This is a genomic window from Streptomyces sp. Isolate_45, from assembly GCF_024721315.2.
Lineage (GTDB): Bacteria > Actinomycetota > Actinomycetes > Streptomycetales > Streptomycetaceae > Streptomyces.
Map to the genome: position 1 here is coordinate 37859 of NZ_JANFAK020000004.1, position 12358 is coordinate 50216.

Sequence of the window (12358 nt, forward strand, 5' to 3'; positions counted from 1 at the left end):
GGCCGCCGCACCGCTGCCGTGGAGTGTCAATTCGAGCCAACACGGCTGAATTTGGTCAAACGGTGGCCCGCTCACCCATGGTTCGACACTATGCGCTGGGAGTGATCGACCCGATACCCACGGAAGCGGAGGGGAACACGGTGATCGAAGTGCTGCCGGTGACCGGAGAGCAGTCGGAGATGTTCGGTGCGGCCATCGCCCTAGGCAACCGCTACACGAAGCGGCTCGGTCTGCTCACGCCACCCGCGTACCGGAAGTACGCCGACGACGGTGGCTTGCTCGTTGCGTTGGACCACGGTGAGCTGGTCGGATACGCGCTCTTCGGACTGCCCAAGCGTAGCCAGCACGTTCGCCTCGTGCACCTGTGCGTGGCGGAGGAGCACCGGGGCAAGGGGATCGCGAGGCTCCTGATCGCAGAACTGCGGCGCAGTCAAAGTCACAGGCTCGGGATCAGGGCCAGGTGCCGCCGTGACTACGGGCTCAGCGCCACCTGGAGCGGCCTGGGCTTCGTGCCGAAGGGTGAGGGCCTCGGGCGGGGTAGTGACAAGGAGACCCTCGACACCTGGTGGCTCGACCACGGTCACGACGACCTGTTCACGGAAGCGCAGAGCGACGCCCTGCTGGTCGTGACGGTCGACCACACGGTCTTCTCCGGGCTTCACGGCACGGGTGCCGAGAGTGCGGTCGAGGAAGCGAGGGCCCTTGAGGCCGGGTGGCTCGCAGACCTGGTCGAGCTCGCCTATACGCCGCAGCTCCTCCTGCACGTTCAAGCGGTGGAGGACCGGGAGGAGCGGAACCACCAACGTGCCGGCCTGTCCAGGCTCCGCTCCCTGGCGCCCGACACCGCCGCGGTGGTCAGCCGCCAGCAGGAGTTGACCGCAGCGGTGGGCAAGGAGATGCCCGGCGTTGTGATCGATGTCGGCCTGAGTGCGCGGCTGCGCTACTTGGCCGAGACGTCTTGTGCTGGCCTGCAGGTACTGGTGACCCGTGATTCCGACCTGGCGGCGCTGGCAGACATCGCCTGGGAGGTGGCGCGCGTCAGGGTGGTCTCTCCCGAGGCCGTGACGCTCCATGTGGACGAACTCCGCCAAGCCCAGATGTATCGCCCTGCCGATCTCATGGGAACGGCCTTCTCCGCCGCCGAGGTCGAGCCCGGAAGTGAAGAGGGGCTCGTCGCCTTCTTCGACGAGGCCGGTGGTGACGGTGGAGTCGGTTTGTCGGAGCGTCTGACCAGCCTTGCCCGTGACGGTGTCTTGTGGCGCAGGGAACTCATCCGGGACGGCGATGGGCGCCCTGTCGCGCTGTACGCCTGGGCGCTGGACGGCCGCACGCTGAACGTTCCTCTCCTGCGGACCGCATCGCACGCTCTGGAAGAGACGCTCGCCCGCCAGTTGCTCTTCATGCTGAAGAGGCTCGGGCGGGACCGGGGCGCCCAGGCCGTGCGCATCATCGACCCCGGCCCCTCAAGGGCGGCTGTGGTCGCAGCAGGCCCCGACGGCTTCGTCGAGGACGAGAAGGGCTTCACCGCGCTCCTGGTAGACGTGTGCGGGCCGACGGAGGCGGTCTCCGGGGCCGCCGGGCAGATCGCGGGGCGGACCGGCGCTGTGACGCCGGTCCTGGACGCCCGTGCGCCAGCGGAGATCGCGAGCATCGCCGAGAGGGTGTGGTGGCCGGCGAAGCTGGTCGATTCTGCCCTGCCGACCTTCATCGCACCCGTCAAGCCGCGCTGGTCCACGGAGCTCTTCGACGTTCCGGCAATGCTCGTACCGCGCGATGACGTACTCGGAATCAGTCGCGAGCACGTGTACTACCGGTCGGCCGGCCGTCGGGGCGAGAGCGTCCCCGCTCGGATCCTTTGGTACGTCAGTGAGGGGTCCGCAGGGCAGCAGGGCAAGATGGTGATCGGCTGCTCGCGCCTCGACGAGGTGGTCATCGGCGACCCTGACGCCCTCTTCTCACGATTCGAACACCTGGGCGTATATGGTCGTGCCGAAGTGCGTGCGGCAGCCGATGCTACGGGCCGGGTCATGGCGCTGAGGTTCTCGGACACGGAGCTGTTTCCCGTACAGGTGACGCATTCGCGATTGACCGCGCTGGCGAACGGGCTGGGGCTACGGTTGTCGCTGATGTCGCTGTCGAAGATCGACAACGCGCTGTTCCAGGCCGTGTACGAAGAGGGGCACCGAAAGACGTGAGCGATCCGGAGCGCGCGATGCTGTTGTCCGTCCACCCGAGGTTCGCGACGGCGATCCTGGCCGGCACCAAGACGGTGGAGGTACGCCGCCAACGCGTCGCCGCTACTCCTGGGACACCCGTACTCCTCTACGCGACCGCGCCGACGATGGCCATCGTCGGCATGGCGAGGATCGCCTCGGTGCAGGTGGCCAGCCCTCGTGAGGTGTGGACCGCCAGTCGCACGAGCACTGGCATCAGCCGTCGGGAGTACGACGACTACATGAGCGGCGCGACCCGGGCCAGCGGCCTCTCCTTGGAGGAGCCGGTCGCCTTCGAGGAGCCGGTTCCTCTGGCGGCTCTCAGGGCCTCCGGCTCGTTCCATCCACCGCAGAGCTACCGGTATTTGACTGGCGAGGATCTGCGGAAACTGGCTGCGGCGACCCCTCTCAAGAGCGAAGCCCTACAAGGGGCCCTCAGTGAGTTGACGCCTGCGTAGGCTCCTGTACGCGCAGTGGGGACGTCACGCTGGTAGTGATCGGCCACCTGGTGCCGTAGCAGGACTTCCGGGTGGCCTCCGAGCCGCCGTCTCCCCGATGGCTGACTGCCGCGTCGGTCACCCAGGATGAGAGCGCCGGTGGGATACGGCAGCGGGCCCGTGGCAGTTCGCGTTCCAATGGCTCTACAGGTAAGACGCTTGGAGCGTGCGGGCCTTGTGCCCGGACTGCCCGATAGGCCGTCTCGGACACGGCCGAAGAGAGGTCCTCCGCCAAGCCGATCAAAGCCTCCGCGTGGACGGGGTTGCCGTCAGGCCTGGAGCCTCGGAACAACCACCGTGAATGCGGCGAGACGGAAAGCGTTGCGGATTTCCGTCAAGGGCTCCCGATCGCGGTTGAAGCGGATTTTGTTCGTGAGGAGGACGGCCCACCGGTCTTGGGCCGGGCTGATCCACATGCCCGTGCCGGTGAAGCCGTAGTGGACCCAGACGTCCGCGGCGGGGTCGGTGCCGGGGGCGGGGTGCCAGAAGAGCCCACGGGCGGGGGTGAGGGCACCGGTCTGGAGGTGGAGGGAGTCCTTGACCCAGGTCGGGCCGAACGCGGCCCGGGTGGGGGCGAGCATGTGGCGGAGGAAGATTGCGAGGTCGTCGAGGACGGAGAAGGTGCCGGCGATGCCGCAGACGCCGCCAAGGAGGCGGGCGGAGAAGTCGTGGGCGGTGCCCTTGAGGTGGGTGCCGGTGGTGTCGTCGTACTCGGTGGGGGCGCAGCAGGTCGTTTCGGTGGTGGGGAGGGGGCCGAAGTGGGTGCGCGTCATTCCCAGGGGGTGCCAGACGCGGTCGATGGCTAGCTGGTCCAGGGGCTGGCCCGAGAGGTGTTCGGCGAGGTAGCCGAGGATCAGGGCGGCCCGGTCGGTGTACTCGACGGCCTCGCCCGGTGGGCGGTGGAGGGCTTCGTGGAGGACGCCGTCGCGGATGTCCTGGGGGTCGGTGCCGTAGAGGTTCTTCAGGTTGGCGCGCAGGGGCAGGCCCGCAGTGTGGGTCAGGAGGTGGTGGGCCGTGGCCCGGGTCAGGGGGTGGCCGGCTACCTCGTCCCAGAAGGTGCCCAGCGGGGCGTGGAGGTCGAGCTTGCCCTCTTCGACGAGCGTGCCGATCGTGGACCAGACGGCGAGGATCTTGGTGAGGCTGGCCACGTCGAAGACGGTGTCCAGCCGCATGGGCTCGTCGGGCCGGTCGGGGTCGAGGAGGCCGACGGCTCCGCTCGCGCGGACGCCGTCGGCGTCCCCGACCGCCCACACCGCGCCGGGGTAGACCTCCTCGCGCATGCCGGTCTGGAGGAGGTCTTCGATACGGGCGGTGGAGGGCGTGGTCATGGTCTCCCGATCGTCGTACGGCCGCGGGTGGTCCGCTGGCCAGCCTAGTGACGTGTTCGGGGTCGGCCCGACTGCGCCACGGGTGGTGTCAGGTGAGCCGTCGGCCCAGGTCGGTGATGGCCGAGGCGGTGGCGCTGAGGGGGAAACGGGCGGCGTTGGTGCGGCCGGCTGCGCGGAGCAGTTCGAGCAGGCCCGGTGTGGTGCGGAGGCGGTTGAGGTCGTGGGCCGCGGTGGCCGGGGTGGCGAAGTCGGTGGCCATGCCGGTGCCGGCGAGGGCCTCGGTGAGGCCGGGGACCGGTTGGTAGAGGACGGGGAGGCCGCAGGCCTGGGCTTCGAGGGCGACGAGGCCCATGGCCTCCAGGGTGGTGGAGGGCACGGCCAGGACGTCGTGGTCGGCGAAGACCTTCCACAGCTGCTGCCGGCGGAACCAGCCGAGGTAGCGGACGTGGACGCCGTGCTGGCGGATGACCGGTACGAGGTCCTGGAACTGGGACCGGGGTGCGGCGACGCTCAGTTCGATGGAAGGTGTGGCCGCGACGGCTTGGAGGAGGGGCTCGAGGCCCTTCTCGGAGCTCACGCGGCCTGCGAAGAGGACGCGCAGGTGGCTGGTGCGGCGTCGTGCGGGTCGGGGCGGGGGAGCGCTCAGGAGCTGGTCGGGGACGCCCCACGGGATCTTCTCGATCTTGCGCCTGTCGGCCTTGGGGGCGAGCTTGAGCAGGCGGTCGGTCATCGCGTGGGTGGGGACGACGATCGCGTCGGCCGCGTTCGCGGCCTCGCGCAGGACGCGGAGCTGGGTGCTGTGGTTCTCGGCGTACAGGAGGTCGGTGCCGTGGACGAACGCGATGCGGGGGTGGCGGGGGAAGGCGCGCAGGAGGGCCGGGGTGGCGCCGAAGGCCAGGTGGTGGAGGTGCAGCACGCTGATCTGTTGCGGGTCGACGGCGGCCGTGAGGGCGTGACGGAGGCCGGTGACGTACCGGTTGAAGCGGTCGCCGCCGATGGACTTCCCGGTGGCGTGGAGGAGGTCGAGGCCGGCGGGCGTCCGGGGGCGGGGGCCGTCGGGGGCGAGCATGAAGGCGCGGGCGGGGACGGCGGGCCGCTCGCCGGTGTAGAGGTCGAGGAAGAGCTCGACGCTCCCGCCGGGGCTCGGGTACGGCAGGTCGAGGGCGGTGGCGACGAGGCGGTTCACCGGAGTCCTCCGGGGTTCTCCTCGTAGAGGCGGGAGGTTTCGATGCCGTCGCTGGTGCGGTATTTGAGACCGTGCTGCTGGTAGCTGGCCGGCGTGCCGTGGGTGCGGAGGAAGACGAGCTTCCCGAAGGTCATGCCGGGTCGGACGCGCACGGGGCGGGTGGCCCTGATCTCCAGGGTCCAGCGGATGGCGTGGCCCTGGTGGCCGAGGGGCGCGGAGACGTGGACCCAGATGCCGAGGCAGCCGGTGGTCCGGTCGCCGTTGAGGAGCTGGGCGTAGGTCTCGGATCCGGTCCGCTCCAGGGTGTGGCCGAGGTAGAGGTTGCCGGGTTCGAGGACGTAGCCGTCGTCGGGGAGGGCGAGTTCGCGGAAGGCGGTGGGGGCGGCGGCGTCCAAGTCGCCCTGGCAGACGCGGAGGATGCTGCCGAGGCGCCAGTCGTAGGCGTTGGGGGAGAGGCGGTCGGGTTCGTACGGGTCGATCGTGATGTGGCCCGCGTCGCGGGCGGCGGCGATGGCTGGTCCCGTCAGGATCACGGCGTCACCGCCGAGGGCGCGAGGTCGCGCCAGTAGGCGGAGGGCTGCGGCCCGGCGGACGCCTGGTACTTGCCGGAGTACAGGTCGATGGCGCCCTCCGAGACGAAGAACATGATCTGCCCGATCTTCATCCCGGCGTAGACGCGGACGGGGCGGGTCGGGGTGAGCATCAGAGTCCACTGACCATGGAAGCCGATGTCGCCGATGGGCGCGGTGATCTCGACGAAGAGTCCGAGCCGGCCGACGGAGGAGCGGCCGAAGAGCAGCGGGACGAAGCGGTCCGAGCCCACTTCCTCCATGGTGTGTCCGAGGTACAGCTCGCCCGGCTGCAGGGTGTGGCCGTCGTCGCCAACCTGGACGCGGTGGGTGGGGTTGGGGCGGTGGGAGTCGAGGACGTCGTCCGTGTAGGTCAGCAGGGTGGGCCCGAGGCGGACGTTGTAGCTGTTCGGGTTGACCTGGGAGGAGGAGAAGGGGTCGATGCGCAGCCGCCCGTCGCGCGAGGCGGAGATGATCTCCGGACCGGTCAGGATCACTGGTCGTCTCCGTTCGTGAGGGTGCTCCGGATCGCCGAGCCCAGGCTCAGGCCGGTGGGACGGGCCCGGCCGCCCAGGCAGCTGTCGGCCAGGTAGTCGGTGGTCAGCACGCTCGTCAGCCCGGCCGGAAGCAGGTCGGGAGAAGTGACAAGGGGTCCGACCCGCTCGGTGAGGTGGGCGAGGAAGGCTTCGGTGTCGTGACGGTGGGCCGGTGCGATCCGGGCCTCGACCAGGGAGTTCGCGAACGGCTCGATGGTCAGCAGATCGCCGGTGGTCAGGATTTCGCCCAGGATCGTGGTGCGGAGGGCGGTCTCGTTCAGGACGACGGCGTCCCTGCCCAGGCCGCTCCGGAGCCGGTCGGCCAGGTCTTGGACCATGGCCCGGCGATCGAGCTGTTCGTTCCGGTACGGTTCCGCGATCCGGCCCAACGGCTCGGCCAGCTGTGCGTCGAACGCCGCGATCCGGTCCCGTAGGGAGGCCAGCTCGGGCGGCAGGACGGACGGGGTGGCGTCCGCGGTGTCGGAGAAGAGGGCGGTCCGGCCAGCCCAGCGGTCGGGCGTGTACGTGGCGACGGCGTAGCCGACGCCGAGCTCGCGGCCCTTCAGGACGAGGGTGCTGCCGATGCGTGCTGGGCCCGTGTGATCGCTGTGGCAGTGGCCCGCGAAGATCACGTCCAGGAAGGGGCAGGCATCGGCGAGCCCGAGGTCCTCCTCGAAGCCGGAGTGGCTGAGGAGCACCCAGGAGTCGACCTCGTGGTGGTGCGCCAGCATCAGCTCGCGCAGGGCCTTCACAGGCTCGACGGCCCGTTGCCCCGGCCGTTGGGCGACCGGGATCGAGTCGAACGCCTGGAGCCCGATCACCCCGGTGAAGGCCGTGGATCGGCCCGCGACCTCCACGATGCGCAGGCGCGGGAAGAGCGGGGTGCCGGTCGAATCGTCGACTGCGTTCGCGCAGACGGTCCGCTGGTGGAGGGCGGGCTCGAAGTAGTGCGCCCAGCCGTGGTTTCCGGGGGCGATGACGTCGTACAGGCCGAGCAGGACGTCCCGTTCGAGAGTGCCCTTGCCGAGCCGGTAGTAGCCGGTGCCCTCGAAGAAGTCGCCGCAGTCCACGAGCAGGCTGTCCGACCGTGCCTCGTGGAGGTGGCCGAGGAAGGAGGCGCCGGCGCCCAGGGCTGAGTGCACGTCCGTGGTAGCAAGGATCTGCCGGATCGAACGGCCTGCGGTCACGGGGCGACCTCGCAGATGTCGGCGCCGAGCTGGAGCAGCTTGCCGGGCAGGTCGGCGTGGCCCCGGCGCAGCTGTGAGACTCCGCCGAGGGTGGTGATTCCGCGGGCGGTCAGGGCGGCCACCATGAGGGCGGAGCCGGTGCGGATGTCCGTCGCTTCGACACCGGCTCCGGTGAGGCGCTGCGGACCGGTCAGGCGGCACTCGGTGGGCGAGATCTCCTCGATGTCGGCCCCGAGCCTCGCCAGCTGTGGCAGCAGGTTGCCGTGACGGCCGGGGTTGATCGAGTCGGCGAACAGATGGGTTCCGGGTCGGCCGAGGGCCAGGGCCAACAGCGGCGGCTCGAAGTCTGCGTCCAGGCCCCCGGGAGAAAGGGAGGCGATGGCCCGCAGCGGCCGGCCCGTCGGGCCGGCGTTGCTGCTGCCGTCGACGAGGAGCGCCTCGCCCCGCACCGATGTGGGGATGCCCAGCCGCTGGAGCGCCGCCCGGAACGGCACGAGGTCCCGGCCGTGGACGCCGTCGATCCGTGCCTTGCCGCCGGTGGTGGCGACGGCACAGGCGAGGGTTCCCGCCTCGACCTTGTCGCCCGGCACGCGCCAGGCCGGAATCTCGTCGGCGAGTGTGGGTGCCGGATCGAGGGCGAGGAGCCTGTCGCTCACCTTGGTCTGCCAACCCGCCGAGCGGAGGGCATCGAGCACGGTCAGGACTTCCGGCGAGAGGTTAGGGCGCCCCAGGCGCAACGCTCGGTCGGCGACGACCGCCCGCAGCACTGCGGCGATCGTCGCGCCGCGCGACCGAAAGGGCAGCGCGTGCGAGACCGTGCCGCCGCTGCCCTGTCCGCTGGCCTCGACGGAGTACCCGGCGTCCTGGATGGTGACGTGGTCGCCGAAGGCCTCGTACACCTTGAAGTGCAGCTCCATCCCGCGCTGACCGATCCGGCAGCCGCCTGGCCACGGCAGCCGGGCAGTGCCCCGTAACGCGAGGAGGGCGGGCACCAGGTAGTACGAGGCCCGAATGGCCGAGGCGCGGGTCAGGTCGGGAACGGCGGGCGCGTGTTCGGGCGCCATGACCAGCAGGATGTCAGGCCGTCCGACCGCTCGGGCCACGTGCCAGCCGGTTCCCTGGAGGAGGGCAACCATCGCCTGGACATCGGCGCTGGCCGGAACGTTCTCCAGCTGGACGTTCCGACGTACGGCCGCCGCGGTCGCCAGCATGGGAAGGGCGGCGTTCTTGGAGCCGTCGACGGTGACGGAGCCGGCGAGTGGGCTGCCGGGGCGTACGGCGATCACTTCGGCGTTCGAGGCCGAAGCTCGGGTGAGTGCCACGATCAACTCCTTCGGTCGAGAGGTTGGGGGAAGACGGAGGTTGTGGGGCGGGCGGCGAGGTCGAACTCGGCCCAGCAGGACTTGCCCGAGCCGTCTTGTTCGACGCCGTGCTCGTCGGCGAGAGCAGCAACGATCAACAGACCTCGCCCGTGCTCGGCGTCCGGGTGGCCGGCGAGTTTCCGGGGGACGGCCGCACTCTGGTCGCGGACCTCGAAACGCAGCCGGTCACCCCATAGGCGAGCGGTGATCGATGCGGTCCCCGCACCTCCGTGCAGGACGGCGTTGGCCAGGAGCTCACCCGCCACGGTCTCCGCTCCGTGCAGTACGCCGGTGACCGCGCCTCGGCGCCAGCCACTGACCTCGTCCATCACGGTGCGTCGGGCGCGGGCGGCCCCTTCCGGCGTACCCGTCACCGGCAGGGTGACCTCGTGCACTTCCATGGGCGGCCTCCTCGAGGGGTGCGGTTCCACCAGGCAACCGGTCCGGGGGCGCTGCCCGCGACGCCGTGGGCAGGGCGTGCATCGTCCATGCAGGTTCTGCATGGCGGGCAATTTCCCTACCGATAGGCTCGGTTGAGCAGGCAGGATCGGTCTCGGCAGAAGGGGCCGTGGCGCAGATGGCCGACACACAGGGCGAGGCACACCGCATCAGTGCGCTGATCCGCCGGGCAAGGGTCTTACAGAGCCGCTCACAAGCGGAGGTGGCCGCCGAACTGGGTTACCACCAGTCGAAGATCAGCCGCCTGGAGGGCGGCCGCGGAACCGACGACATCCGGGTCCTCCGCGAGGTTGCCAGGGTGCTTCGGATCCCGCCGGCTCGACTCGGGCTCGCTGACGCCGGCCCGGAAGCAGAGCCCCACGATCCGGAGACAGACGACATGCGCCGCCGTACCTTCCTCGCCGCGGGCGTCACCGCGCTGGCGGCCCCCATGCCCGCCGCGCACCCGACGCTGGTCCAGGCCCTCCTGCCCGGCGTGCTCGCAGCCTCGACGACGGAGCCGGCCTCCACGGATCGGCTCCGCCTACGAGCCACCTCCATCCGCAGGCTGCTGACCACGTGCGACTACGCGGAACTGGAGCGTACGCTTCCCGGCCTGATCACGGATCTGCGCCATGCACTCGGCAGCTCGTCGCGGCCTGAGGAGGTGTCCCGCTTCCTTGCCACGGCCTACCAGACCTCGGCCAGCCTCTTCCTCAAGCAGGGTGACGCCGGAACGGCCTGGCTGGCCGTGGGCCGGGCCATGGCGGAGGCCGAACGCTTCGGCGACCCCCTCGTCCTCGCCGCCAGCGTCCGGCTCCACGCGCACGTCCTCGTCCGTGAGAAGCACCCCGGACAAGCCGTCACGCTGATCCGGCACACCGCTTCGCAGCTCACCGGCTCGTACGACCGTCGCTCCTCGCACCACCTCGCCGTCCTGGGGCTGCTCCTGCTGCGCGGAGCCACGGCCGCGAGCCGCGCGGACGACCGTGCCGCCACCGGGGAGTTCCTCGCCGAAGCGGAGGAGGTGGCCCGGTACGTCGCCCTCGACCGGCCCGGACGCCTGGGCCAACTTCAGCCCGACGAACGTCACCCTGCACCGGATCAGTGCGGCGGTCTCCTTCGGCGACGCGGGCATCGCCCTCGACGCGGCTCGCCCGCTCATGCACCGTCACATCCCGGTCCCCGAGCGCCGTGCCGCACTCTGGATCGAGGCCGCCCGCGCCTACGCCCAGCAGGGTCGCCTGGCAGACGGCTACCAAGCCCTGCGGATCGCCGAGACCTGCGCCGCCCAGGACGTACGCCGTCCCGCCGTCCGCGAGCTGGTCGCCGACATGGCCGCGCGGGACCGTCGACGTACGCTGCCGGAGCTCCACCACTTCAGCCGCCGACTGGGAGTACCCGCGTGACCGAGCCGCAGCCCAAACCCTTCCTGTACGTCGTCGTCTGCGCCGCCGGGATCGCCGGCGACGTCGGCAGACTCATCACCGCAGCGCAGGAACGGGGCTGGGACGTCGGGGTCATCGCCACGCCACAAGGTCTTGAGTTCCTCGATACCCGGGCGATCGAGGAGCAGACCGAGTACCCGGTCAGGTCCGCCTGGCGCTCGCCCGGCGAGGCGCGGACCTACCCGCGGGCCGATGCCATCGCGGTCGCGCCGGCCACGTTCAACACGGTCAACAAGTGGGCCGCCGGCTTCGCCGACAACCTCGCGCTCGGCATCCTCTGCGAAGCACCCGGCATGGGCATTCCCACGGTCCTGCTGCCCTACGTGAACACCGCGCTCGCCGCCCACCGGGCCTACCGACGCAGCATCGACGAGCTCCGGGAGATGGGCGTACTGATCGGCAGCTACGAGCCCCACCGTCCGAAGTCCGGCGGCGGGGCCGACCGCTTCCCGTGGGAGGAGGCGGTCGCTCTGCTCGCGCCGCTCCTCCGGACCGGGGCCGAGCAGCAGTGAACGTGCCGGTATCGCCCCTCGGGGCAGCCTGCCCACCCGATCTGGAGGAGCAACATGGAGCAGGAGAACGCTGAAGGTCGACCGGCCATCGCAGCGGCCGTCGTGGTGCACGAAGGCCGCGTGCTCATGGTGCGTCGGCGGGTCAGCGAGGGGCGGCTCTGCTGGCAGTTTCCCGCCGGTGAGGTCGAGCCGGGCGAAGCCCCGGAGGGGGCCGCCGTACGCGAGACCTTGGAGGAGACCGGCCTCGCCGTGAGGGCGCTGAAGCCGCTGGGGGAACGAGTCCACCCTGACACCGGCCGCTTGATGTCGTACACCGCCTGCGAGGTGGCCGGCGGCCACGCGCACGTCGCGGACACCGACGAGCTGGCCGAACTCGCATGGGTGGCCCACGCCGACATCTCCGAGTACGTCCCGTACGGCCTGTTCGAGCCGGTGCAAGAACACCTCGACGTCGTCCTGGAGCGTTGACGCGGACCGACCGCGCGCATGGGGACAACACGCGGGGACGGTGGATCTCGGGGACCTCGGTGGGGCAGGTACTAGCCGTCTTCGAGGAGCTGGTCGGTGGCGTCCTGGACGCGCGCGGAGGCCTGGCGGACCGAGTCGAGCACGGCGTCGAGTTGGATGTCGGTCGGTCGGCCGCCGGAGTTGACGGCGCGGGTCAGCTGGTTCAGGTTGTTGCCGATCTGGCCGAGGTGCCTGCGGGCAGTGAACAGCTCGATGACGGCTTCGCGACGCCCGGCGATGGCCGCAGCGCTGGTTTGAGGGTCGTGGGCCGCGTTGAGGGCGGCTTTGGCGAAGAAGCCGGCGACGGTCACGCCGACAGCTTTGGCGGCGGTCGCGACGAGCGCGTACTCGTCGTCGTTCATACGGACGCTGCACACTTTGGAGCGCTGGCTGAGTTTGTGGGTACGGCGTCGTGTACGGGGCTCTGGAGGGGGAGCGGAAGTGTACGTGGGTTCGAACGAAGGCTGTTGCTCTTCCCCCGACTGTGGCCGCCCGGCGGTCGGAGCCTCCTCGTCAGGCGTCCCCCGGCGCCGGACGGGGCTCCGTTCCCCTGGGGCGGAGAGCCCTTTGGACACT

At 70.5% G+C, this 12358-nt stretch carries 12 protein-coding genes and 1 pseudogene; 5 read left to right on the forward strand and 8 right to left on the reverse strand.

Translation table 11 applies throughout. The annotated features are described in order from the left end of the window. The first annotated feature begins 140 nt into the window (after positions 1 to 140). A complete protein-coding gene (locus tag NOD94_RS02480) occupies positions 141 to 2195 on the forward strand; it encodes a GNAT family N-acetyltransferase (protein ID WP_281204018.1) in 2055 nt (684 codons plus the stop codon). Beyond that, a complete protein-coding gene (locus tag NOD94_RS02485; RefSeq protein ID WP_281204019.1) occupies positions 2192 to 2671 on the forward strand; it encodes an ASCH domain-containing protein in 480 nt (159 codons plus the stop codon). Before NOD94_RS02480 ends, NOD94_RS02485 begins: the two co-directional genes overlap by 4 nt. Before the next feature lie 308 nt (positions 2672 to 2979). Here the strand turns inward: NOD94_RS02485 and NOD94_RS02490 are convergent, their stop codons facing one another. The 7 genes from NOD94_RS02490 to NOD94_RS02520 all read right to left on the reverse strand — a co-directional run bounded on the left by NOD94_RS02490 (position 2980) and on the right by NOD94_RS02520 (position 9278). After that, on the reverse strand, positions 2980 to 4038 hold the full coding sequence (locus tag NOD94_RS02490; protein ID WP_281204020.1) for a serine hydrolase domain-containing protein: 1059 nt from the start codon (positions 4036 to 4038) through the stop codon (positions 2980 to 2982). An 88-nt stretch (positions 4039 to 4126) separates the two neighbouring features. Continuing rightward, positions 4127 to 5224: a glycosyltransferase family 4 protein gene (locus NOD94_RS02495; RefSeq protein WP_281204021.1), complete on the reverse strand. Its 1098-nt coding sequence runs from the start codon at positions 5222 to 5224 to the stop codon at positions 4127 to 4129. Next, positions 5221 to 5757, reverse strand: coding sequence for a deoxycytidine triphosphate deaminase (locus tag NOD94_RS02500; protein WP_281204022.1), 537 nt, complete (start codon positions 5755 to 5757; stop codon positions 5221 to 5223). The genes NOD94_RS02495 and NOD94_RS02500 overlap by 4 nt, the downstream gene beginning before the upstream one ends. After that, on the reverse strand, positions 5754 to 6290 hold the full coding sequence (gene dcd, locus NOD94_RS02505) for a dCTP deaminase (RefSeq protein WP_030822272.1): 537 nt from the start codon (positions 6288 to 6290) through the stop codon (positions 5754 to 5756). The genes NOD94_RS02500 and dcd overlap by 4 nt, the downstream gene beginning before the upstream one ends. After that, positions 6287 to 7516 (reverse strand): metallophosphoesterase, encoded by a 1230-nt coding sequence (locus NOD94_RS02510; protein WP_281204023.1) that lies wholly within the window; start codon positions 7514 to 7516, stop codon positions 6287 to 6289. The genes dcd and NOD94_RS02510 overlap by 4 nt, the downstream gene beginning before the upstream one ends. Beyond that, positions 7513 to 8802 (reverse strand): UDP-N-acetylglucosamine 1-carboxyvinyltransferase, encoded by a 1290-nt coding sequence (locus NOD94_RS02515; RefSeq protein ID WP_281204100.1) that lies wholly within the window; start codon positions 8800 to 8802, stop codon positions 7513 to 7515. Before NOD94_RS02515 ends, NOD94_RS02510 begins: the two co-directional genes overlap by 4 nt. Before the next feature lie 38 nt (positions 8803 to 8840). Beyond that, positions 8841 to 9278, reverse strand: coding sequence for an ATP-binding protein (locus NOD94_RS02520; protein ID WP_281204024.1), 438 nt, complete (start codon positions 9276 to 9278; stop codon positions 8841 to 8843). Between the two features lie 176 nt (positions 9279 to 9454). Here NOD94_RS02520 and NOD94_RS02525 point away from each other — a divergent pair. The 3 genes and pseudogenes from NOD94_RS02525 to NOD94_RS02535 all read left to right on the forward strand — a co-directional run bounded on the left by NOD94_RS02525 (position 9455) and on the right by NOD94_RS02535 (position 11743). Beyond that, positions 9455 to 10724, forward strand: a pseudogene (locus NOD94_RS02525) (helix-turn-helix transcriptional regulator). Continuing rightward, positions 10721 to 11275: a flavoprotein gene (locus tag NOD94_RS02530; RefSeq protein ID WP_281204025.1), complete on the forward strand. Its 555-nt coding sequence runs from the start codon at positions 10721 to 10723 to the stop codon at positions 11273 to 11275. Before NOD94_RS02525 ends, NOD94_RS02530 begins: the two are co-directional and overlap by 4 nt. A gap of 54 nt (positions 11276 to 11329) precedes the next feature. Further along, positions 11330 to 11743, forward strand: a complete 414-nt coding sequence (locus NOD94_RS02535) for an NUDIX hydrolase (RefSeq protein ID WP_281204026.1) — start codon at positions 11330 to 11332, stop codon at positions 11741 to 11743. Positions 11744 to 11814: 71 nt separating this feature from the next. Here NOD94_RS02535 and mobC read toward each other — a convergent pair whose 3' ends face one another. Next, positions 11815 to 12144 carry a plasmid mobilization relaxosome protein MobC gene (gene mobC, locus NOD94_RS02540; RefSeq protein ID WP_281204027.1) on the reverse strand — a complete coding sequence of 110 codons (330 nt, stop codon included), beginning with the start codon at positions 12142 to 12144 and terminating at the stop codon, positions 11815 to 11817. Positions 12145 to 12358 lie beyond the last annotated feature (214 nt).